Below are 23,604 nucleotides of genomic sequence, written 5' to 3'. Positions count from 1 at the left end.
CGGCTGGGGTTGCGCCTCACCGGAAGCATTGACCTGCTGACCGGATACTACTGTCGGTTCAGGCATCACGCAAGGCCTGGTGACACTCGGTGTTTTCAGTTCTTTGAGATCTACGCTATTTAAGGACGACTGCAAAAACTGGCAATAAATTCTTGGAGCGTTACCGGTGGATTAGTTCTCCCAGGTCACACCTTTGAGCGGGATGTTGGTTAGTATCGCCCCCGTTCTGTGTATGTCGTTTGTAGGTGGGCTGGGTACGCGCGCGAATTTATGGACCGAACGCCACGGGCTAGTAATCCGTGCCGGATTCATGCGGGAGGACCCAAAGCCCGGCCGCCTCACTGGAAGCATTGACCTGCGTCCGAAGGCTCACGTGTTCCGGTAAGTGCGCTGGAGGTAGGCCCAACTGATGGAGGGCCGAGTATGTCCAAGTTTGCACGACGTACGTGGGACCTCGTAGTGAACTCCCTGCGTGTTTATCACGTGTGGAAATTCCTGCGGGACAGCTTTGATGACCGTTAAGGTCTGAGAAGTGGGCCGCCCCGGTTTCGACCGGGGCGGCTTTTTTGTACCTGGGATTTACACCCGGAAATGGCTGACCATCTGTTGCAACTGCCCGCCCAAACGCGCCAGTTCCACACTCGACTTGGCCGTCTCGTCACTGGCCGCTGCCGTCTGCTCCGACACGTCCCGCACATTCACGATACTGCGGCTGATCTCTTCCGCCACGGCACTCTGCTGCTCGGCGGCTGCGGCGATCTGCTGGTTCATCGACTGGATATTCGACACCGTACGGGTGATGTTTTCCAGTGACACACCGGCCTTGCGCGTCAGTTCGACGCTGCTGTCGGTGAGGCTGCGGCTGTTGTTCATCACGGCGGCCACTTGCTGGGTGCCGTTCTGCAAACCGGCCACCAGGCCTTCGATTTCTTCAGTGGATTTCTGGGTGCGCTGGGCCAGGCCGCGCACCTCATCGGCGACCACCGCAAAACCCCGACCGGCTTCACCGGCACGCGCTGCTTCGATGGCGGCGTTGAGCGCCAGCAGGTTGGTCTGCTCGGCCACGGCCTTGATCACGTCCATCACGCTGCCGATCTTGTTGCTCTCTTGTTGCAGGTGCGTCATGGCGTCGGTGGAGCGTGCCACTTCGGCAGCCAGACGTTCGATCTGGGCGATGGCTTCGGCCACCACCTTGTCACCGGCACGGGCTTCACCGTCGGCGGCCGAGGCAGCCTGGGACGCTTGTTCGGCGTTGCGTGCGACTTCCTGCACGGTGGCAGTCATTTCGTGCATGGCGGTGGCCACTTGATCGGTCTCGATCTTCTGGCTGTTGACCCCGGCACTGGTCTGTTCGGTCACGGCCGACAGCTCTTCGGCGGCGCTGGCGATCTGGGTCACGCCGTCGCGGATGCCGCTGATCAGTTCACGCAGGGTGGTGCCCATGCGCTGGATGCCTTGCTGCAACACGCCGAGTTCGTCGCGGCGGGTCACCTGGATGTTGTGGCTCAGGTCGCCGGAAGCGATGCGCTCCACCACGGCGAGGGTCTCGCGCAGTGGGCGGGTGATCTGGCGGGTGATGATCACGGCCGCCACGATGCCCACCAGCAAGGCCAGCAATGTGCTGATCAGTTGCAGGCTGCGGGCCTGGGCGCTTTCGGCGTCACGACGTTGCAGCTGGATGTCGTACAGCTTGTCGCTGATGGTGACAATGTCGGTGCCCTGGGTGGTCATTTCTGCCCGGGCCGAGACGATGTTGGCGTTGGCCGCCTTGTAGTTCTGCACCGCGCTGCGATAGGCGCCGAGGGCGGTTTCCAGGGCCGTCAGTGCAGGCTGTTGGCTGGCGCCAAACGCGGCGTGCAGGCCTTTCAGACCGTCGATGGCTTTCTCGATCTGCGCGGCGGCGCGGGCTTCAGTCTCGGCGTTGACGTTGCCGGTGTAGCCGCGCACTTCGTAGCGGGCCAACTGGAACTGTTCCTTGGCGCTGGTCACGGCCTCGAACTGGGCAAAGCGCTCGGTGCTCTCGGGCATCTGGCGCACGCTGGCGTCCAGGGCACTGATCTGCGCATTGGCGATGTCAGCCTTGTCGCCCATGACCTGGCGCGCGGCGTTACCGTTGCGATAGGCCTCGCGCATTTTGTTCAAGGACTGCTGGTAAGCGGTGATGATCGCTTTTTGCTCATTGAGCAGCTTGAGGTTGTCCGGGCTCTTGAAGCTGTCCAGCAGCTTCTGTTGCTGGGCCACAAAACTGTCGAGGTTGGTCTGCACGTTTTGCGCCACGGCTTCGTCGCCGTTGGCCAACATGTATTGCAGGCGCACGATGCGCAGTTTGGTCAGCGAAGCGTTGAGCTGGGTGATGTCGCTCATCCAGTTGCTGCGGTCGATCAGGCCGCCCAGGCTGGTCCAGCCGGTGAGCGCGAGGATCGAGGTGAGGACCAGTACCAGGCCGAAGCCCAGGCCCAGTTTCATATTGACGCTGATGTTGCCGAACCAACTATTCATCGCATTCCTCCAGGAACAGATTTGCGGGTACATCCGGTTGCTGGAAGTAGCGACCAGCCGATGGGTAGTCAGGAGGTATCGGCAGCCCTGGCGAGAGCTGAAACGGTTTTTTCGTGAGGGCAGGATTTATGGAACGTGAGCGACGAGCGGTCGCACCGCCCTCATGCAGAGGGCGGTGCGAGGATCAGTGGACTTGGCGCATTCTTTTGCTGGTGGTGATGATGTCGATCAACGCTTCCCTGCTGCTGAAACGGCGGTCATCCAGGTTCCAGCGATTGACGAAGTGCCCCCTGGCATCCTGCTGCAACGCGGTGTGGACCAGTACGCCGTCGCGGTTTTTATGGACCATCTCCAACCCGTCGTCCAGGGTGCGCTGAAGCAGGTAGTCGCCTTTGCGCCGCAGGCGTTGTTCGAGGCTGAGGGGTGGTGCGGGCGTGGCAGGTAGCGGCAATGGCGCACCGGCGACTTCGACGTTTTTCTTGAAGTCGTAGCGCACCAGTGGCCATTGCTGCTCGCGCGGCAGCGCCTGGACGCTGGCGGGCTCACGCACAAAGCCGCTGGCCGAGCCGGGAGGCACATCGTCCAGCAGCAGACTGATGCCGTTGTTGAGCTCGGCAATGCCCGGCACGCCGCGATGGGTATTGGCGTGGGTTTCGCCCACCAGCGCGACCCACTTGTGCGGCCCCTGTTGAAGCTGATCGGCGCGGATCACCTGGGTCGCAAAGTAGTTGAACATTGATGTCCTGGAGGCGGTCATGCCGTCCACCCGCAGGCTGGCGACACAGTCGAGCGCGCGGATCCGCACGTTATGCTTCATCGCCACCTGCACCAGGCTGACAAAACTGTAGGGGCTGTCGGCCGGTACGCCGTGGCCTTTGTCCAATGCGTTGAGGTAGCTCCACAGCTCATCGGGCATAAAGCCCAGGCTGTGGACGATATCCAGGTCGGCCTGATGCAGCTCGGTGGTGAGTTGCTCCATGTACAGGGTTTTTACTTCGCGCTGGCCTTTCAGATATTCCATGTGCCGGCTGAGGAAGCCTTTGCTCGACGTACCGGCGTGGGCTTCGCCGACGACCAGGCCATCGGCGGTGTCCAGCAGTTGATCGATAAACTTCGCCTCATCCAGGGCCGGGTCGACCGCAGGCAGTGCTCCCCGCGCAGGCGGTGTGTGTTCGGTAAAAAACGCCTGGGCCTGATCCTGAAGTTTTTTGCGAGTCTGGTCGAACGTGGTTTGCGCCGCGCGACGGCTGCTGGCGGTTTCCCTGTAGGCGGTGGCGAAGAGCGCTTCACGCGTGCCCATCGGCAAGGTGATTTCTTCGCTGATCAGGCTCAGGTGTTCATGTGGCAGGTCAAAGGTGCTGAAGTGGCGCGGCGCCTCAACAGGCAGAGGGCGCGTTGGCCGTAGCGAGTGTGAGCGTTCCACCGAGGGGCCCGGGCGCGGTGCCGGTTGGCTTGCCGTGTGCAACGAGAGCTTCAGGTCGCCCTTGGCCAGGGCATCGCCGGGAATGCCGCCGGCCACATCCGCGATGACCTGGGTGGGTTGGTCGAACGCATCATCGACCCGCAGGGCAATGCTCTTTTGCAGGTCGGCCAGGCCCGGCGTGCCGCGATAGGTGCTCATGCGTTTTTGATCAACCAACGCTATCCAGCGTTCGCCCGGTTTTTTCGCCTGGTCGTCGTTGATGAGGGTGTGGGAGTAAAAGTTGGTCAGCCGGTTGGCGCGAATCGGGGCCGGGCGTGAATCAAGCAGGCACAGGGTGTTTTCCAGGTCGTAGGAGCTTGAGGCGTTCAACGGTCTGACCTCAATTCCGTGCTGTTGCGCGGTGTTTACCAGCATCCAGTGGCCGTGCAACCCGTCGGGGTCGCGGTAATTTTCCTTGTCGATGGATTTGAGCTGGCCCTCGGCCCGTTTGGAGAAACCACTGGAAAACCGTGAGTGGGTTTTCAGGTGATGAATGTCGCGCCACAGCGGCTCGATATAGAGAACCGTCACGTTCAGTTCGCGCAGGTATTGCATGTTTTCGATCAGCACCTGTTTAGCTGCGGTGGAAAACGGTGCCTCGCCCACTACCAGGTGGTGCGCGTCATCGATCAGCAGCTTGAGCAAATCACGCAGGGCAATGTCTGGCGCCGGGTTCAGGGTTTCGGCCCGGGGAACCACGGCGGGCAACCGTGCAAAAAACGCGTCGGCGTCATCCGTCAGGGCCCTGACATTGTCCAGGTGCTGTTTGAGTGCCGGGGCGAGTTGCCGACGCGAGATCCAGATGCTGTGGGTATTGAGGTCTCGATCCAGGTAGGCGATCTGCAGGAACAGCGCCGACCGGTCCTCGGGTGCGATGACAGCCGATACGTCGCGACGAAACTTTTCCGACAACTCATAGGGCTGGCCGAGTCTTTCAGGGCCAGGCATGCCACCGATGACACCGGAGCGCTGCCACTGGCCGTCCACCGTCTGGTTCACCAGCTTGCCGGTGGAGCGCAATTGCCCGCTGGTGTTGTCGTAGCGAAACAACAGGAATCGCCCCAGGCTGTCCGGGGTGTGCGAGGCCCACAGGCTGTCGCCGGCAAACAGCACGGGCTGCATGCCCTGGGGCAATGGGGGTTGCGGTTGCAGTTGTTTGATCAAGGTCATGGCCTGTTGGTCCTTGGGCACCCGGGCAACGTGGCGCAACGGCGGACGTGCGAGCTTGACGGGGGCGAACAGCAGGGGTCGCAGGTCGGTCAACAACGTCCCGCCGGCATTGAGCAGCGCACCCAGATAGTGTCCCAGCGCGGCGGCGGTGTCGTTGCGGCTGTAGGCATGCAGGGCGAGCATCGAATCCTTGAACACCAGCAAGCCGCCCAAGGCCAGGCTCAGTGCCGGGAAGGGCGCGGTCAGCACGGCAATGGTGATTTCGCCGATGACGCTGACCAGTTCCATGATCATCTGCAAGCGCCCGGTGGTGGTGCTTTTGACTTCGTCGATACGGTGACGCAGCTTTTTGTCGTAGGTGTGGTAATGCAGGTTCTTCAGCGGCAGTGCGGTGCGAGGCACTTCGTCGAACACCGGCTTGGAATACAGCCCCTTGAGCTGTGCCGGCAGGCCGGCCACCAACGCATGCAACCTCGGCTCGAACGCCGCGCGCTCAACGCTGGCGACCCGGCTGATGTAGTAGGTGTCCATGCCTTCAAGGTTTTTCAGGCGTTCGTTGAATTCCCGTTGCGGCCTGAAGGCGATGCCATCCGGTACGTGCGGGGTGTAGAGCAGGGGCAGGTCGTTGGCGTGGTGGAACAGGTAGCAGCCATCGATCACTTGCCCGCTGATGTGCAGGGGATAGAGCCGATACCGATTGCGCACGGCATCGCTGTTATCGGCCAGGCTGTCGATGCTTTTTTCCAGCCAGGCCAGGTCGCTTGTTGCCAGGCAGCCTTGCAGGCAGCACTCAAGCGCAGCGACGTGCATGTGCAGTTGGGCAACCTCCAGGGCCATGTTGCGGCGCCATGCATAGTGGGGGCCTTGCGGGTCCAACAGGGTTTTCTCGACCTCGGCGACATAGCGGTCACCGATCCAGGTGCCTCTGACCGAGTTGCTCACCGTTTGCGCGGTGAGTCGACTCAGGTCGACGCCGGGCGGTCCCTTGAACTGCGCGGTGGTGCTGGCGTCGGGGTTGATAAAGCCCAGGCTGGCGTCGTAGCCATTGCGGTACAGCGTGGTGTAGCTGACGCGTTCGCGCGGGGTGATCACGCCCACGAGATTTGGGTCTACCGCCGGGATCGGGTTGCCGAGCAGTTGGTTGAGGGCGGCTTTTGCCGCCTTGTGCAAGTAACTGTCGAAGTCGGGAAACTGTTGTGGGCTACCCGGGCTTGCGGCGTAGGCCTGTGCCGCGCCCAGTGCCTGTTCCTTGAGATCGGCGAGTTTCTGTCGGTCGGCTGCCGATGCCTGGCTCAGCCACTTGGGCATCTGATACAGGTATTCATCGGCCTGCATGGCCAGCGTCGTGGTGCTCATTTCCACCAGGCAGGCCTCATAGGTGGAGGGCGCGCCGAAACTGATCATCAAATACTCAAGGCTGGCCGGGGTAAAACCCAGGGCGGAAAGCATCGCGCTGTATTTGGGCCGGATCCGGCTGACCAACTGTTCAAGCAGGTAGTCTTTCATGCTGCGCGAACCGGGAGCGGACGCTATCTCCTGGCTCCAGCCGAGGATATGCGCCTGCAATTCCCGCTCGCTGCCAAAGGCCTGGAACTGTTCGGCGCGTGGCGCGTGAGGCGTGCACAGCAGCAAGCGTTTGACCGCGCCCGTTGCATCGGTCTGGCGCAGCACCCACAGGTCCTTGAGCGGAGCCTTGTGCAGGAACAGGCAGCAGGCAGTGAGTGTGGGCGATGGACCTTCACTCAGGGTCTGCAGCAGTGCGTAGTCGTCCGCGCTGATATGGTTTTGCAACGACGCACTGTAGGCCAGCGCGTGCAGGCGGCTGTCGAGCATCTGCTGCATGGCTTCCTGTACGGCGGGCAAACTGTGGGCGCGCTTTTGTTCTTCGGCGAAGCTCAGGCTTGGTTGAACCTTGGCCAGCAGCTCGGCGAGGTAAGCCGGGGTGACGTCCTGGAACTCGGGCGGCAATGGCTGCTGGGCGTAGGTCAGTTGGGTGTGCTCGAGAAACTCGGAACCGGCGTGTTCATCGCCACGGTGCAAGCCACGTACCGCCAGTTGCACCAGGTTGTTGTGCTGGTTGTACGAGTTGCCTGACTTCAGGGTGCGCTCGGTGCTGATCTGCAGTTGCTCGGGGATCAGGCCCTGGATATCCAGGTCGTCGTCCAGGTGCTCAAGCAATTGCAGGCGCGCCATGGCCTCGGGCGAGGCCGCCGGGCCGAGCAGCGCCAGCATTTGCAGGCTGAGGTGTTCATAGGTGCGCAGGTGCTCGGCGAGGGTTTTGCGCTGAGCCTCATTGGCGCTGCGGTACCAGTCGGGAGCGGATTCGTGCAGCAGTTTTTCCAGTAACTGTTGCGCGCGCAGTTCCAGGCGCGAGGACAAGTCCCAAGGCGAGCAGCGCAGCGCCTGGTCCAGTTCGAGGGTCATTCTGGCGACGTCTGTCGGCGCTGGATGGCCGTCCAGGCCAAGGGCAAACGCGATGTCCTGATGTTGTTTGTCCTGCAGGGCGTTGTAGGTGTGTTCGTTCAGCGGGAAGCTGTCGATAGGGCCTGGCACCAGCGGCCAGATACTCGCCGCGCGCAAGTGCTGGTAACGGCGCGGCAAGTGTTGCAGCAGTTCCTGGCGCCAGGCCGACTGCTTCATGCGCTCCTGCAGCGTGCGGTCCAGGTGTTTGAGCGAGGTGAAAGCCTCCAGGCCTCGGGAAGGGGTGAACAGCAACACATCACCGTCCTCGATTTCCAGGTGGGTGGCCGGTGTTTGGCTGCGGGTGAGGACGAACACCCCGGCGAACTCGATGGTCTGCTGGCGGTAGCGAAACGTCAGGCGATGGATACCCGGGCGCAGCTCGGGACCGCTGACGATATTCGTCACCAGCAGCTGGTCGGCGGGGCTGAGCAGGCGATCCTTGACCTTCAGCCTGGCCTCGGCCTCCAGCATCGGCTGGTGGCTGTCGAGTATCCAGCTCTTGCGTAGATGGCCGTTGGGCCGCCGTTCGATTTCCAGGGCGGCCAGCTTCTTGTGCAATGCCTGGCTGATGCGCGTGCGGTTCAACCGGCCGGGCTCGCCCTGGATCACCCAGTCGCCGGGGACGGTGTAATGCACTTGTGCGCTCTGCAGGCTCCAGCGGCTTTCTTCTGCCAGGGCGGCGTGCAATGCCTGCACCTCCAGCAACTCGGTAGAAGACTGCGCTGCCGGTGCGTGGCCGTTGGGGAAAATCTGTAGACGATGACCGATTTGCAGCAGGTAGCCGTTCAGTTGTTCCGGGGTAAGTGGTGATGTGTTCGGGGGCTGGGCGGGCATGGCCGGTCCTCAGGGAGTCAATGGTCCCTGAGGGTGCGCAGTCTCGGCGTATCGATGGCGGTAGTTAGTTACTCAAGGCCTCGACCACGGTCAGTATCAGGCGTGACGGGCAATCGGTACTCAGGTGTAGCGTGTTGCGCGCCACCCTGGGATGTTCTGCCTGGCCGGGTGCTTCGCCGCTGTTGGGGTTGACGTCAAAGCGCGGGAAGTTGCTGCTGGCGATGTCCAGGCGCAACCGGTGGCCGCGCTGGAACAGATTGCAGGTGGCGAAGGGTTCGATCACCACCTTGACCCGCTCACCCGGGGTCAGCAGGGTGGGGTGCTCCCAGGTGTTTCGATAGCGGGCCCGCAGGATGCCGTCGGTGATGTTCATGGCGTAGCCGTCCGGGTAGACATCGACCAGTTTGGCGGTGAAGTCGGTGTCGGGCGCATCGCTGTCGATCCACAGCTCCACGCGCAGCGGGCCTGCGACGATCAGGTCGTGGCTGAGTGGCTCGGTCTGGAAGCTTAAGACATCGCTGCGCTCGGCCAGGGGGCGCTGGTCGCCACGGGTACCGAAGAAGTCCGCCCGCTCGCGTTGGTCGAAAGCGCCGCCGACAAAAATCGGCGCGCCGGAGGTCAGGGCGCCACCGATGGTCGGCACCGGATCGGCCGGGTCGGCGCAGTAGCTGAGCTGGCCCTCGGTGGTCGGTGGTTCAGGTTGCAGGTGGCGTTGTGCGGTGAGGTGCAGGGTGAGTTGCCGGCTATCCGGTAGCGGCCATTGATGACTGTCGATCCAGTGCCCGCCATGTTGCAAGCGCCCCTGTTGATCGCGCTCACCGGTGCCACCGCCCATCAAGAACACCTTCACCGCCGCGGGTGCAGGCAGCGGCGAACCCTTGAGGGTGCGTTCAAACCAGTCCAGGCGGCAGCTCAACCAGTCTTTCGCCACCTGCCCGTCGAAAGCCGCTGGTGCACCAAATTGCGCATCGCCACTGTGAGTGATATTGCGATCACCATGCAGCCAGGGGCCCATGATCAACTGATGCTGCGCCGTACTGCCGGCGCAAAACGCCGCGTAGTTGGCGAGGGTCGAACTGACATAGGCGTCGTACCAACTGGACATGAACAGCACCGGGATATCCGGCAGATCGTGGTAATGCCCCTCGGCGTAGATGCCCGGCGCTTGCCAGTACGGGCCGAAGTCGCCCTGGGCCCACTGCTCCAGCAGATAGGCTTCGTACTCCGGCACATGCCGCAGGGGCGATTGCCCGGCGTGCCACGGCATGCGCTTGAACCACTGGTGGATGTCTTCCTGTTCGAGGGCTTCGAGGATCTTCGGATCCGCCAGTGCCGCCGGGCTTTCCTTGGCCTGGCGAAACGCCCAGGTGGCCTGCTTGAGCTCCAGCGCGCCGCCCTGGCGAATCCCGCATTGGTAGGCGTTGGCGAAGCCGCCGCTGTCCAGCACCATGCTGGCGAGGCCCGGCGGATGCAGGCAGGCCATCGCCAGTTGCGTGTGGGCGGCGTAGGACAGGCCCATGCTGCCAATCTTGCCGTTGCACCACGGCTGCTCGACGATCCATGCCAGGGTGTCGCAACCGTCTTCGCCCTCTGCGGTGTATTTGGTGAACACGCCTTCGGAGGCATAGCGCCCGCGGCAATCCTGGAAGATCGCGACAAAGCCCTGGGCCGTGAACCGCGCGGCCATTTGCTCGCGGGAAATATGCTGGCCGTCGAGCTGGATTTCCGAGCGCGATGGTTTGCTCTTGTCGTACGGGGTGCGTTCGATCACCACCGGAAAAGGGCCTGGACCGTGGGGCAAGTAGATATCGGTGGCCAGGTGGATGCCGTCGCGCATGGCGATCATCTGGTTGTGCAACGTTTGCATGGGAAAAACACTCATGGGTTCAGTACCCGGTGCCTACGGCAATGGCCAACAACACCATCGCCAGCACCGCATAGATCAGAAACAGCGGCAGGATGTAGCGTGCCCACTGGCCCCAGCCGACGTTGGCGGTGGCCAGCAATACCAACAGGCCGCTGGAGGTCGGGGTGATCATGTTGGTCAGGCCGTTGCCCATCAAAAACGCGAACACCGTGGTTTGCGGGCTGACGCCGGAGAGCTGTCCCAGCGGCCCGAAGATCGGCATGGTCACCGCCGCCTGCCCCGAGGTGGACGGGATCAGTACATCCAGCCCCAGTTGTGCGAAGAACATGCCGTAGGCCGAGACCACCGGGCCATGATCGCCCACCAGATTGGCGAGGCTGTTGACGATGGTGTCGAGCACCTGGCCGGTGCTGAGGATGATTTCCACGGCGGTCGCCAGGCCGATCAACACACCGGCGATCAGCACCTTTTTCATGCCGTCGACAAAGGCGCTGGCGGCGGTGCTGGCACCCAGGCCGGCGATTACGCTGAACGCCACGGTCAGCAGCAGGTAGAACGCCGACAGCTCGTGGTATTTCCACTCCCAGCGGTTCGAGGCGTATACCAGGAAACCAATACCGGCCCCCAGCACGATCAGGTTCAGCAGGTGGCGCAGGGGCAGCGGTTTGCGTTTGAAGGTGATCTGCGCGCTGGCATCAAACCCGTGCTTGCGGATACTCCACAGTACGAACGCGATGCCCACCAGCAGGAACGTGCAGTAGGCCAGGACGCGCATGCTCAGGCCGCTGAAAATCGGCAGCCCCACCATCGGCTGTGCCACGGACAGCGCCACCGGGTTGGAGATGGAGGCCAGGTAGCCGATCTTCACCGAGATGGTCACGATGGCCAGGCCGATCAGGTTCGACAGCCCCAGGCGGTTGGCCATGGCCACCATCAACGGCACGATCAGGATGAATTCCTTGGCCAGGCCCATGAAGGTGCTGCCGGCGGAAAACACCAGCATCAGGCTGGGCACCAGCACGTAGATATTGCCCCGGGTCAGCCCCAGCAGGCGTTCAAGACCGGCATCAATCACGCCGGCCTTGTTCAACACGCCGAACATCCCACCGATGAACAGCACCATGAAAATCAGCGCAGCGCGTTTTTCGATGCCTTGGGGAATGGCCATGAAGCCCTCGACCAACGATACCGGGCGAGCGACCGTATCGCTGGCCTTGCGCGGTTCGAGGGAGAACAGTTGGCCCAGGGAGTCGTGCTTTTCCAGCACCTGATAGGAGCCCGGAACCACCAGGCCGTTCTGGCGCTGGAACTTGCCCGAGTTCACCGCGTAGGTGAAGGCGACAGCCAGCAGCACGATGCTCAACAGAATGATGGCCGGGTTGATCTGCTTGCGCTGCGCGGGTTTTTCCACCGGCGTTTCAGTGGGCGAGTGGGTACGGACGATCTGCGGTTCGGTCATGCTGGTTGCCCCGGTGTGCGCTGTTATTGTTGTGTCGGGTGACACTTGTGGAGCGGACACTAGGGCAAAGTTTTAACGGCGACAACGTTATGCGCGGGCTGGGTTGGGCTATGCGTTTTGTGCGGCCAGGCGGTGCTTGAGGTGCTCGGCAAACGCCGTCACCACCTTGGACCTGGGTTCATCCGCGCGAAACGCCAGGCCGAATGCATAGGGCAATGCCGGTCGAAACGGGCGGACCACAATCGGCAAATGCATGAAGTGGCTGGCCAGCAAACCATTGACGATCGACACCCCCAGCCCCTCGGCGACAAAGCTGCACGCGGCGCCCACCGAGTGCACTTCCACCCGCACCTGTGGCGTCAGGTTGGCTGCGCGAAACACCTGGTTCAACTCCGCCCGCAGGGCCCGTTGCCGGCCCAGCATTACCAGCGGCACGTCCCGCAAGTGCTGCACTTCGATGCAGGCGTGGCGGGTCAGCGGATGGTCAGCGGGCATCACGCACACGCCTTCGGTTTCCAGCACCGGTTCAATCTCGAAGTCGGGAATCTCGGTAGGCAAGCGCACAAAACCTAGGTCGGCGGAACGGTCGAGCACGGCCCGTTCGATCATGTCGTAGGAACCGGTCAGCAGCTCGACCACGATGTCTTCCCGGCCCTTGAGAAACTCGGCGACGATCCGCGGCAGCAGCTCCTGGGTCATGCTGGTGGGCACCCCGACCTTGATCAGGCTCTTGCGCGAACGGCCCACGCGCATCTCATCTGCCAGGCGCTGGATACGCTGCATGCCGTCGACCAGGCCGGCCACTTCGGCGAGCAGTTCTTCAGCCTCCGGGGTCGCCATCAAGCGGCCTTTTTTGCGCAGGAACAACGCGAAACCCAATGCTTCTTCCAACTGGCTCAACAACCGGCTGACCGCGGATTGCGACAGGCCCATGCGGGTCGCCGCACCGATGGTCGAACCGGTGGACATGATCGCCTTGAAGGCTTCGAGCTGCTTGAGATTCACCGTGATTTTCCTGTGGTTTGAGGGCTTTGCGCATAGCCTGATGCGCTTCTCGCATAACGTTGCCGGGCGTTCGAGGAGCCGTTAGTGTCCGCCGCAATGCGAGGCGCCGTCCAGCGTGTCGCAGGCAGCAACTGCCCATAAAAAATCACAATACGGCATTCGGGAGACGGTTATGCGTGAGCTTTTCACGAGGGGAGGAGTGGTGTGCACGGGCTTGCTGGCGAGCCTGTCACCGGCACTGATGGCCCAGGGTTTCTGGGAGGATTCCCACGGCAAATTGACCTTGCGCAATTACTATTTCAACGACGGTTACCGCGACGGCGGCGAGGACCGCAAGGAGTGGGCCCAGGGCTTTTTGCTCAACCTGCAATCGGGTTATACCGAAGGCACGGTGGGTTTCGGCCTGGATGCGCTGGGGTTGTCGGGGATCAGGCTCGACTCCAGCCGCGCCCATGCCGGCACCGGGCTGTTGCCGGTGCACGACGATGGCCGCGCGGCCAGCGAATTCTCCAGCCTGGGCGTGACCGCCAAGATGCGCATCGGCGAAGCCGTGGTGAAAACCGGCACGCTGCTGCCGAAGATTCCAGTGCTGGTGTACAACGATGGCCGGCTGTTGCCACAAACATTCCAGGGCACTCAAGTCGAGTACAGCGGCGTCCGTAACCTGTACGTGCACGCCGGGCATCTGGACAAGTTCAAGCTGCGAAACTCTACTGACAGCGTGGATATATATCCCCAGGGCTACAGCGGCAAAAAGGGCAGCGACTTTGATTTTGCCGGCGCCACCTATGCCTTCACGCCCAAGCTAAGCGGTACCTGGTACTACGGCGAAATGCGTGAATTCTATCGCCAGCAGTTCTTTGGCCTGGTGCATAAACAGCCAGTGGGTGCCGGCAGCCTGACCAGCGACTTGCGTTACTTCATCAGCAACCAAGCGGGCGAGGCACGCAACGGCAAGGTCGACAGCGACATGTTCAGCGGGTTGTTCACCTACCGGCTAGGGCCGCAGGCGCTGGGCGTGGGTTATCAGAAAGTCACCGGCAATACCGCGTTGCCCTACGCCAGCGTGTCGACGGTGTATTCCTTCAGCAACGCAGGTGTCGGCAAATTCATCCAGGCCGGTGAGCAAACCTGGATGCTGCGTTATGACTACGACTTTGCCGCCGTGCTGCCGGGCCTGACCTTCATGACCCGTTACTACAAGGGCCAGAACGGTGATTTCAAGGGCCGCGAAGCCCGTGAGTGGGAGTCGGACACCAATCTGCGCTACGTGATCCAGGACAGCACCTTCAAAGGCGTAGGCATCGAGTTGCGCAAGGCCACGTATCGCTCGACCTATGCGAGCGATCGTGACAACTACCGGATCTACCTCACGTACGACCTGGCGCTGTGGTGACAGGCCCTACTGCTCGACGAAATAGTACGGCTGACGGTTGATCGCCATCTCCTTGACCACCCTCACCGGGACGTTCAGCCGGTCAGTATTGTCCACCAAGGCCACGTTGCCGGGCTTGGCGGCGAGGTAACTTTTGAGTTCCTCCGGCGTCTGCAGAATCGTCAAATAGGCCTGCATGTAGAACACCCCGGCGCCGGCGATCCGCTCGTTGGCCTGATACAGCACCACTTCCTTGCCTTGCGCCTGCATCGCATGGATCTGGCTGATTACCGGCACAAACGACTGGCGCACATCGGCCTTGGGCGCGAACCAGAAAGCCGCAATCAGGTAGCAGGCCACCACCACGGTGAAGAAGCCACCTAACAGCCCCCGCCGGTTTTCATAAACGTGTTCGGCAACGTGTGAAACCTGCCCACGACTTTTCAGCCAGCCCAGCAGCACGCCGCCATACTCGGCGGCCAGCACTGCCGCGGCGGGCGTCAAGGCCATCAGATAAACCGTGCGCTTGCTGGAGGCGAACGTCAGCAGGGTGAACTGCGCCACCAGCCATATGCTGAAAAACAGCCGGTAGCGGTTGCGCACCAGGCTCTTGCGGAAGTGCCACAGCCCCAGGTACACCAGGATATTCCAGGGCAAAAAGGCTTCGGGCAGTTTGACGATGTAGTAATAGAACGGCTCGTAGTGGCCGGCTTCGACAAACGAACCGCTGAAGCGCCCGACGCTGTTGGTCAGCAGCACTTCACGTACCCCCTGCAACCCGTCGCGCTGGTAGAGGAAACCCAGCCAGATCATCAGCGGCACCAGCGCCAGCAGCGTGAACAGCCCGGGCTTGATCCAATCGCCGAGCTTGAAGCGTTTATCCATCAGGCTGGTACTGGCCAGATAGACGAAGATCACCACGCCCGGCATGGCCAGGCCCAGAACCCCTTTGCTCAAGGTGGCGATGACCATCCCGAGGGTGAACAGCAACCAGGTGCCCAGGTTGGAACTGTCACGCTCCGACGCGGGCCGAGCGGCCTGATAGAACGCCAGCAGAGCCATGGTGACCCCGAGGGTGAGCAGCGAATCCTCACCCACACCGCGCACGTTGCTCCAGTAACTGGCCATGGTCGCCAGCATCAGGCCCGCGACAAACGCCAGGGTCTTGGGCCGGCCAAACTTGCGCAGCATCCCGTACAGCAGCATCACACTGAACAGCCCGGCAAACGCCGACGCCAGACGCACTGCCCAAGTGGTACCGCCAAACAGCCGGATCGCGCCGGCGTCGAGCCACAGGCTCAGCGGCGGTTTCTCCAGGAAGGGTTCACGGAACAGTCGCGGCACCACCCAATCGTTATCCAGGTGCATGGCCATGGCGATCCCGGCCACACGGGCCTCGGTCGAGCCTTGCAACTCGTGATTGCCAAGGGCAAAGAAAAACAACAGCGCAGCGAGCAGGAGCAGCAGAGGAGCGGAACGCGTCATGGATTCTGGCTACCGGGGCAGGGGGCCGTTCGGGGGAACGGCCCGGGCGATCGGCGAGTATACGAGGGCGATTCTTAATAATTCGTGAATGAATGTGAGGTTTTTGTAGGGTTAGGGTTGTTTCAGCAGTGGCCAGCGGGTTAGCCAGCCTTTGGAGGTGATGCGTTGTTGGTAGATGGCGTGTTTTTCCTGGGTGACGCGGGGCGTGGGTTTGAGTTGGAGATTGAACAGGTCCGCCAGGCCGAGAGGGGCTGAAACTTCGCATACGTCCACTGCGGTTCTTCTGACGGCTACTGCGGTGGCGGTTTCGGGCCAGAAGCGCATGGCGTCGCTGGCGTTGCGGTAAGGTGCATCGCCGTTTCGCAGGTGCATGCGGGCCTGGTTTTTGACGGACCAGTCGATGGAGGGTTCGGCTGCGTGTAAGAGGGCTTCGAAGCGGCGGTCTTCGTCGGGGCTGGTGCAGGTGGCGTCGAACCACAGTACGTCGACGTCACCGGTCAGTGGAGACAGTGGGCGACCGTGCAGGTGATCCCATACCGCGTTGCGTACGAAGCCGGCGCCGATCCAGCAGTCGGGGAGGGCGAGGGAGCGGACGACGGCCAGTAGGTGCCAGCGTAAAGGGTCGCTGCTGATCAGTGTCTGAACCGTCGTGCGATGCTCACGCATTCAAGGTGTCTTCAGACTGGCAAGTGCGGCCTTGCCCTTGGCTGACAAAACAGGCTCCAACTGCTCCCAAGTGAAGCTCAGGTCATTGTCGCAACCGTCGCCATTGGCCGGTGTCGACAGCTTCATGCCTTGAGTGTCGAAGGTCAGGTCGAAGCTCGAGTAACTGGTGACCGCCGGGCAGCCTTCATCGGTGGTGGTTTGCTTCTCCAGCCATGCGCTGAAGTTGGCGGGCAGTTTCAGATGGCCGGAGTAAGCGTCATACCATTCCTGATGCCCGCCGAGCCAAGTCCATGGGTCAACGCTTTCGCCGGTTTGCAGGTTCCAGGAATGCAGCCCCCAACTGATACCCCTGGCGCCCGTGCCGGCGGCCCATCGGTAAAACCTGACAGTGATCCACTGGGATGACCAGTACGTGGGTTCGACGCTGATTTCGCTGGTATAGGCCGCACCGTTGCGTCCAAGGTATTCCCGTCGTTCGCTGAAGTAATTGGCTTGATCCTCAGCGCTGACGGCCAGGCTTGCCAACTGCCGGTTGATTTTCTGAATTTCCGGGCTGTCGCCCTCAAGCTTGAGCGTGACCTGGGCGCCTTGAGTCTTTATCTGGTAGCTGTGCCCGGCGAAGGATTGCTTCTGCGTCTTGACCGGTAGGGGCGCAGCTTCCATGGGGGCGTTATACGCATCGCTGGCACAACCTTCGGGCGGCGTTGCCATGCGCTGCAATGCCAGGGGCAGTGGATTGCTGCCCTTGGTCTTACTCCAGGAACCTTTCAGGGAATCGCCCTGTGGCGCCTCCAATTGCCAGACGCCGCTGTTGCCTTCTTCGGCCCAGGGAGCATCGGGTGTTTCCTGGGTGAGCTGGATCGGTGTCAGGAAGCGCTGGTAGTAGTAACTGCCGCCTGTATTGGGCGAGGCGTTGAAGCATGCGGTGATTGGCGTCTTGCCGAGAATGCCCTGCCAGACGCCTGCGAGGTCGGCGTTGGCGAGGGTGGAGAGGGTGGCGAGGGCCAGAAATAGAGAGGGCTTGAGCATGGATATCGGACTTCCGGTTGTCTGATAGAAGGGAGCCAAGTTGAAAAGTTGCGCTCAAAATATCACGGCGCCTTCTATTACGACTCCCTGACCTTGTCGGTGTTACCCATTCTCGCGGGATGGCAAATCCTGATTGCTTATCCAGCTCCGCGTCGTAGACGTAAACTCCACTGCCACTATTGAGCGCGTTCAGCGAAGCGAGGTTTTCGCAGGCTTGTACCCACCCGTACAGGCAGGGCGCGACGCTGAATTCTCCACATGCTCGGATGCCTCTTGGTGTGGCGTTTTTTGAGGGTTATACGACCTTTACGCCATCAGGGTCTGTTTCCATAATTTGCCCAGGAAATCAAGCGCGCGCCATGCGCACAAACGTGTTTGTGCAATGAGCGAGGGCCTGATCAATCACGAAGCAAAGAGAGGCACAGAAGATGAGGCTTAAGAACAAGACAGCTTTGATCACCGGCGGTACCAGTGGCATTGGCCTCGCGACCGCGAAGCTCTTCATTGGAGAAGGCGCCCGGGTAGCCGTTACGGGGCGCGATGATGCCGTATTTGAGCAAGTGAAAGCCGAGCTTGGTGAGAATGCGCTCGTTCTCAAGGGCGACGTACGTTCGATCAAGGACATGCGCAGGATTGCCGCCGAGATCAAGGAAACGTTCGGTGGCCTGGATGTCGTGTTTGCCAATGCGGGCCGAGCGTTCCCATCAGCAATCAACGATATCGACGAAGCACTCTACGACGAGATCATGGACATTAACGTCAAGGGCGTGGTGTTCACACTTCAGGCGGTGCTGCCGGACTTGCGGGAGGGCGCCTCATTTATTCTGAATACATCGTTTGTTGCACAGACGGGCAAGCACAACATTTCCCTGACTGCTGCTGCCAAGGCCGCCGTGCGGTCTCTCGCCCGGAGTTGGTCATTCGAATTCCTGGACCGGAAGATCCGCTTCAACGCAATCGCACCGGGCGGGATAAACACACCGCTGCTCGGTAAATGGGGAATGTCAGAGCACGATCTTCAGCACTTCAAGAATGAGTTCGCGAAATTCGTCCCGGTAGGCCACATGGGTAAGGCCGAGGACATTGCCTACGCGGCGCTCTATCTCGCCAGCGACGAATCCTGCTACGTCGTCGGCACTGAATTGGTCGTCGATGGCGGTGCCTCGCAACTGTGAGACCTTGGTTTCCTGCTCGGGGGGCCTAGACGTATTTTCGGCTCGTCCGCTCTCAATCATACCCAGCCACGCTTTTCGTCGTGGTGGTTCTTCAGTCCAGCCCAACTTCATCTGCGACCGCGGGAAGGGCTGGCGCAAGGAGAAATATCTTGACCGACAATAATGAAAACAACACAACTGGCAAGCGGCCTATCAATGTGGGCAGTTCCCGACGCGATGTTCTCAAGTTCGGAAGTATTGCCACGCTCGGCTCGATCCTGGGGGGCGGTGCCTTGCTCGGCAATGCCACGTCCGCTTTTGCCCAGGCTGACAGCAAGGGGCTACTTGCCCCAGATGAGCCTTTCAATATTTTGATCGTAAATTATGACGGCGGTACGCTTCTCGATTTCGCTGGCCCTAGCGAGATTTTTCACCGGCTGCCCAATACAAATGTTCGCTATGCAAGCCTCAATGGGGGCAACGTGACCCTCGAATTTGGGGTCGTGTACGGCAACACCGAACGACTGGCTGATATCAAGCAGACAGACTTAATCCTGGTTCCCGGCGGGTCTGATTTATCGGCGCCGATGCAACCGGAGTACCTGGCGCAGATCCGGCGGCTGGCTGAAGGGGCCAAGCACATTACGTCGGTTTGCAATGGATCGCTCGTACTGGCCGCCGCCGGCGTTCTCAACGGTAAGCGAAGCGCTTGCCACTGGGCCTTCGTCAACAAACTGGCTGAATATGGCGCGATCGGCGTTCCGGATCGTTTCGTAGAGGACGACAACGGCCGGTTCATGAGCGGCGGTGGCGTAACGGCAGGCATCGACTTCGCCATTCGCGTTGCCGCGAAAATGCGCGGGAACCTGGACGCCGAATTCACGCAACTGGCGATTGAATACGATCCTGATCCGCCGTTCCACTCCGGTCACCCCAGAGACGCTCGGCCGGAAGTCATCGCGATGGTCGACAAAATATTGCCTAACGCATCCAAGGGGCTCGCACGAATTCCGGGCGTTCGCTGAAACAAGTGGCAGGCATCATTATGGCCGCATCCCTTACTCCTAATGATGCCCGATTGACACGCGCCCGATCTGTTCAATCCGGCGCAGCACTCATTAACTCAAGTCAAAATGGGAAATCATTAGATGAAGTTTCATATTATTGCCGCTGCTCTCACAGCCTGCGTCTCGCTGTTTACCTTCTCTGTAGAGGCATCTGCAGGTGACCAGCAGCGCCCGCCTGAGGCGGCCATCAAAGCCGAGAATGCACGATTTGCGCAAGCTTACGGACAAGGTGATTATGCGGCGATCGGCCGTCTTTATACGAAGGATGGCGCACTCTTGCCACCCGGAGGCGGCAAAATCACTGGAGCCGCGGCAATCACGGAATACTTCAGCAAACAACATGTTGGGGCCAGGTCCGACACCGTGTCTTTCGCCAATTACGAGTTTTACGGTGACGGTCAGACCGTTACCGAAGTATCGGATGCCGAGATCCGTGATGCCGATGGAACGCTCAAGTACAGCGGGAAACAGACGCTGATCTTCCTGAAACAGGATGGCGTTTGGAAGTTGCATCGCGACATGTGGAACGATCACGCCCTTTAAGGTGAAGTGATGGCGATTCCCGGGTGAAACTCTTCGGTCTGCCGAAGCCTTGATGGGCCATCGAACCATCAACTGCTACCGCTGAGCCTGCTCTCACGTCGAATGGATTGCGGTGGATGCCCGTAGATTTTGACGAAGGCTCTGCGCATGCGTTCTGGATCGGTGAACCCTATGGCCAGCGCAATCTGCTCGATTGGTTCACTCCCGTCTTGCAGACGCAAACACGCCGCCTCAACTCGCAAGCGCTCGACCGCTTTGGCCGGCGTTTCACCCGTTTCTCGGCGGAATGCTCGTCCGAACTGTCGCAGGCTCAATCTCGCGGCGTCAGCAAGTCGCTCGACAGGCAGCGACTCTGCCAGGTGTTCTCTGGCAAAGTTCAGGGCGATGCGGATGCGATCCGACTCTGGCTCCATTTGTGACATCGCGGAGAATTGGGACTGGCCTCCCGGCCGACGATAGGGAACGACCAGGAGCCTGGAGACTTTGCGCGCAGTTTCCGCGCCCATATCCCGTTCAATCATGGCCAACGTCAAGTCGATTCCGGAGGCGATGCCCGCCGATGTCCAGATGCGTCCATCCGCGATATAAATGCTATCGCCCTCAACCCTGATATTGGGGAAGCGCATCTGCAATTGTGCGGTGTAGCTCCAGTGCGTTGTTGCTCTCAGACCGTCCAGCAGGCCGGTTTCCGCCAGCAAAAAAGCCCCTGTACACACACTTGCCACGCGCGAGGCCTTGGAGGCCAATTGCTTGGCAACCGCGATGTTCTCCGGTGACTGCATCGGCTCGATATCTCCGCCTACAAACACCACGGTATCAAACTTGCGGTTGCCGACCGGCCTTGTTTCGATCGGCAGGCCTGCATTGCCAACAATCAGCCCACCGGACGTCGAGATGACACGAAGATCATAAGGGGTATGGCCGGCAGCGGTGCTCACCTGATTAAAAGCAGAAAGTGGCCCTGCAAGATCCAGAGCATCGTGACCATGGCAAACGAAGAATCCAACGCGATGCATGTTGAGCGACCTCAAATATTCAGAAGGCTTTTTTTATAGATAACCCTCGAGTTACGCCATAGCAACTCATTTTTCGAGGCGCGTCGATGCTGAAACGAAATTGGCCGGAAGTAAGGGAAATATGTCGTTTGCGCCTTCGGGCGTCAGACGTACAGTCGACGGTCTGAGGTCAGCATGTCTGACGCTTAAGGGCTATCTCCAAAACAGCCGATTTGTAGGCTTAAGAGGCACGTGACATGGGCATTTTTGACTGGAAACACTGGATCGTCATTCTGGTGGTGGTCGTATTGGTTTTCGGCACCAAGAAACTCAAGACCCTGGGTACCGATGTCGGTGAGTCGATCAAGGGGTTTCGCAAAGCCATGAGTGATGAAGAAAAAACTGGCGGACAACCTCCAGTCCAGCCGCTGTATCAGCCGCAGACCCTCGACGCCACAGCACCACGATTCGAAGAGCCCATCCGCAAAGAATAGGTCGTGACGCATGTTTGGTATCAGTTTCTCTGAACTGTTGCTGGTTGCTCTCGTTGCCCTGCTGGTATTGGGCCCCGAGCGACTGCCGGGTGCCGCGCGTACTGCCGGGCTTTGGGTTGGGCGTTTGAAACGCAGCTTCAACATCATCAAACAGGACGTCGAGCGTGAACTCGGCGCTGACGAAATTCGCCGCCAATTGCGTCACGAGCATATCCCCGCGCAGGAAGAACACACGCCGCTGGTTGAGTTCGAGCCAGTGCAGCCTGCTCTTCCGGCTGAGCCAGTCTCGATGAACGCGCATTGCACCAATGAGCCGACATCATGACCACGAGTCCCATGAGCGAAATCCCGGAAAACGACCAGCCAATGTCGTTGGTCTCACACCTCACCGAACTGCGATCGCGTTTGCTGCGTTGTGTGCTGGCGATCTTCGTGATCTTCTGCGGACTGTTCTACTTCACGCAGAGGATCTACACATTCGTCTCGGCGCCGTTGCGCAAATTCTTGCCTGAAGGTGCGACGATGATTGCCACCGATGTGGCGTCGCCATTTATTACACCGTTCAAGCTGACCATTATGGTCGCGTTGTGCCTGGCTATGCCGGTGATCCTTTATCAGATCTGGGGTTTCATCGCGCCAGGTTTGTACACGCGCGAAAAGCGCGTCGCGGTACCGCTGCTGATTTCCAGCATTGCCCTGTTCTACGCAGGCATGGCGTTCGCCTACTTCCTTGTGTTCCCGTTGATTTTCCACTTCTTCGCCAGCGTCACCCCGCAAGGGGTGTCGATGATGACCGACATTGCCAGTTACCTGGATTTCGTCATGACGTTGTTTCTCGCTTTTGGCGTCGCGTTCGAGATTCCCGTTGCCGTGGTGCTGCTGGTGTGGATCGGCATCGTAGACGTCAAATACATGAAGAAGATTCGTCCGTACGTGGTCATAGGCTGCTTTGTGGTTGGCATGATTCTTACGCCGCCGGATATTTTTTCGCAGACGCTGCTTGCTGTGCCGATGTGGCTGCTGTTCGAAATCGGTGTGCTATGCAGTTCGATGGTGACCCCCCGTGGCGAGTACGAAGACGACTTGGAACAATCGCCAGTGGCCCGGTTGTGAGTTCGTTGTCGGCATCTGCTGGTTACTGAATTTCAGGCACAAAAAAAGACGTCCGTGGACGTCTTTAGATGATGAAGTGGTGGAGCCGGGGGGATTTGAACCCCCGTCCGCCAGTACTCCGCTGTCGGTACTACATGCGTAGCCGTTTCTATTAAGTTAACCCTCAGCGACCCGAAGGGCAGGGTGCTTTGGGCGAGTTGTGTAAGTTTTAGCCGCTTCGTCCACAACGTACTGCACGGCGATTCTGTTCTATATGACAATCACTTTGGGTTTACAGACATCCCCTGATGATTGCTGGACCCGAAGGTACCAGGAGGGAAGGGCTAAGGCTGCTTACGCAGCGAGAGCGTATTCCCCGTAGGTTTCGTCATTGGCAACTATAAGAAGTTGCAACAGTGGATTTACGAGTTCTGTTACCAACTCGGCATGCACCTAAAGTTTCGCAACCGGCGTCGAATCCTAAACGGCCCCGTGCTTGTAACTCGTTGTTTCTTAGTGAGTGACAAGCCTGTGCAGTGTACGCCAATCGGTCACAGAAGGCCAACCCGAAGGTTGGCCTCGGGCAATCAGCGAGTTACTGATTGCCGCCTTTGTCCGTGTCTTGCAGGCTTTGCAGGGCCTTGGAGGTGATCTCGATGCATTTCTTGTCATCGCCTGCCGCATGGGCTGCCTTGGCTTGGGAAACGGCGGTGTCGATTTCGCCAGATTTGCCGCTGGTGTCGGTGGCGAGCAACGCTTTACCGTTGTTGATTTTGTCCAGGTTGATTTGGCACAGATCGTCTTTTGTTCCGGCCGCAAACGCGGGGGACGCCAGCATCGCAGCGGTAATGAACAAACCAGCAAGAGCGGAACGCTTCATGGGTATCTCCTTGTGCAAATAGGGCTCGATGCTGCCGGTTTTCCGTGCAGCCAGCGAGGTCACTG

Annotated in this window: 16 protein-coding genes, 1 other RNA gene and 2 pseudogenes; 7 read left to right on the top strand and 12 right to left on the bottom strand. The window is 60.3% G+C overall.

Annotated elements, in window-relative coordinates:
• Positions 1-579: 579 nt before the first annotated feature.
• From HX869_RS31810 to HX869_RS09730, 6 genes and pseudogenes are all read right to left on the bottom strand, one after another.
• Positions 580-1,176, bottom strand: a pseudogene (locus tag HX869_RS31810) (methyl-accepting chemotaxis protein); the annotation flags it as partial.
• Positions 1,177-1,434: 258 nt separating this feature from the next.
• Positions 1,435-2,466, bottom strand: a pseudogene (locus HX869_RS31805) (methyl-accepting chemotaxis protein); the annotation flags it as partial.
• A gap of 217 nt (positions 2,467-2,683) precedes the next feature.
• On the bottom strand, positions 2,684-8,428 hold the full coding sequence (locus tag HX869_RS09745; protein ID WP_178903023.1) for a membrane-targeted effector domain-containing toxin: 5,745 nt from the start codon (positions 8,426-8,428) through the stop codon (positions 2,684-2,686).
• A gap of 64 nt (positions 8,429-8,492) precedes the next feature.
• Entirely contained in the window at positions 8,493-10,295 is a 1,803-nt protein-coding gene (locus tag HX869_RS09740; protein ID WP_003212273.1) for a CocE/NonD family hydrolase, read from the bottom strand.
• Between the two features lie 19 nt (positions 10,296-10,314).
• Positions 10,315-11,754: a YfcC family protein gene (locus HX869_RS09735; RefSeq protein ID WP_178903022.1), complete on the bottom strand. Its 1,440-nt coding sequence runs from the start codon at positions 11,752-11,754 to the stop codon at positions 10,315-10,317.
• 108 nt (positions 11,755-11,862) lie between these two features.
• Positions 11,863-12,759, bottom strand: coding sequence for a LysR family transcriptional regulator (locus HX869_RS09730; protein ID WP_003212270.1), 897 nt, complete (start codon positions 12,757-12,759; stop codon positions 11,863-11,865).
• Positions 12,760-12,931: 172 nt separating this feature from the next.
• Between HX869_RS09730 and HX869_RS09725 the strand changes: the two genes are divergently transcribed.
• On the top strand, positions 12,932-14,155 hold the full coding sequence (locus tag HX869_RS09725; protein ID WP_178903021.1) for an OprD family porin: 1,224 nt from the start codon (positions 12,932-12,934) through the stop codon (positions 14,153-14,155).
• A gap of 6 nt (positions 14,156-14,161) precedes the next feature.
• Here HX869_RS09725 and HX869_RS09720 read toward each other — a convergent pair whose 3' ends face one another.
• From HX869_RS09720 to HX869_RS09710, 3 genes are all read right to left on the bottom strand, one after another.
• On the bottom strand, positions 14,162-15,619 hold the full coding sequence (locus HX869_RS09720; RefSeq protein ID WP_178903020.1) for a glycosyltransferase family 39 protein: 1,458 nt from the start codon (positions 15,617-15,619) through the stop codon (positions 14,162-14,164).
• Between the two features lie 111 nt (positions 15,620-15,730).
• Positions 15,731-16,285 carry a nucleotidyltransferase family protein gene (locus tag HX869_RS09715; protein WP_178903019.1) on the bottom strand — a complete coding sequence of 185 codons (555 nt, stop codon included), beginning with the start codon at positions 16,283-16,285 and terminating at the stop codon, positions 15,731-15,733.
• The gene (locus tag HX869_RS09710) at positions 16,286-17,314 is read right to left on the bottom strand and encodes a hypothetical protein (RefSeq protein ID WP_178903018.1); all 1,029 of its coding nucleotides are present in this window, start codon (positions 17,312-17,314) and stop codon (positions 16,286-16,288) included.
• A 428-nt stretch (positions 17,315-17,742) separates the two neighbouring features.
• On the opposite strand from HX869_RS09710, the gene HX869_RS09705 reads away from it, so the two are divergent.
• From HX869_RS09705 to HX869_RS09695, 3 genes are all read left to right on the top strand, one after another.
• Positions 17,743-18,489, top strand: coding sequence for an SDR family oxidoreductase (locus HX869_RS09705; RefSeq protein ID WP_003212263.1), 747 nt, complete (start codon positions 17,743-17,745; stop codon positions 18,487-18,489).
• A gap of 149 nt (positions 18,490-18,638) precedes the next feature.
• On the top strand, positions 18,639-19,493 hold the full coding sequence (locus HX869_RS09700) for a DJ-1/PfpI family protein (protein ID WP_003212262.1): 855 nt from the start codon (positions 18,639-18,641) through the stop codon (positions 19,491-19,493).
• 123 nt (positions 19,494-19,616) lie between these two features.
• Positions 19,617-20,078, top strand: a complete 462-nt coding sequence (locus HX869_RS09695) for a DUF4440 domain-containing protein (protein ID WP_003212260.1) — start codon at positions 19,617-19,619, stop codon at positions 20,076-20,078.
• Between the two features lie 68 nt (positions 20,079-20,146).
• On the opposite strand, the gene HX869_RS09690 is transcribed toward HX869_RS09695, so the two are convergent.
• On the bottom strand, positions 20,147-21,094 hold the full coding sequence (locus HX869_RS09690; RefSeq protein WP_003212258.1) for a GlxA family transcriptional regulator: 948 nt from the start codon (positions 21,092-21,094) through the stop codon (positions 20,147-20,149).
• A gap of 236 nt (positions 21,095-21,330) precedes the next feature.
• On the opposite strand from HX869_RS09690, the gene HX869_RS09685 reads away from it, so the two are divergent.
• From HX869_RS09685 to tatC, 3 genes are read left to right on the top strand one after another with little or no spacing between them, the layout of a single operon-like run.
• Positions 21,331-21,567 (top strand): twin-arginine translocase TatA/TatE family subunit, encoded by a 237-nt coding sequence (locus HX869_RS09685; protein ID WP_003212256.1) that lies wholly within the window; start codon positions 21,331-21,333, stop codon positions 21,565-21,567.
• Between the two features lie 10 nt (positions 21,568-21,577).
• Positions 21,578-21,892, top strand: a complete 315-nt coding sequence (gene tatB / locus HX869_RS09680) for a Sec-independent protein translocase protein TatB (protein ID WP_003212255.1) — start codon at positions 21,578-21,580, stop codon at positions 21,890-21,892.
• An 11-nt stretch (positions 21,893-21,903) separates the two neighbouring features.
• Positions 21,904-22,680: a twin-arginine translocase subunit TatC gene (gene tatC / locus HX869_RS09675; RefSeq protein ID WP_043226579.1), complete on the top strand. Its 777-nt coding sequence runs from the start codon at positions 21,904-21,906 to the stop codon at positions 22,678-22,680.
• A gap of 77 nt (positions 22,681-22,757) precedes the next feature.
• Here the strand turns inward: tatC and ssrA are convergent.
• Positions 22,758-23,151, bottom strand: a transfer-messenger RNA (tmRNA) gene (gene ssrA / locus HX869_RS09670).
• 103 nt (positions 23,152-23,254) lie between these two features.
• Positions 23,255-23,539, bottom strand: a complete 285-nt coding sequence (locus tag HX869_RS09665) for a hypothetical protein (protein WP_003212250.1) — start codon at positions 23,537-23,539, stop codon at positions 23,255-23,257.
• Between the last annotated feature and the right edge of the window lie 65 nt (positions 23,540-23,604).

Source organism: Pseudomonas sp. P7779 (genome assembly GCF_013386315.1).
Classification (GTDB): domain Bacteria; phylum Pseudomonadota; class Gammaproteobacteria; order Pseudomonadales; family Pseudomonadaceae; genus Aquipseudomonas.
Note: the sequence above shows the minus strand (reverse complement) of the source record. Positions and strands in the feature narration are given on the sequence as shown.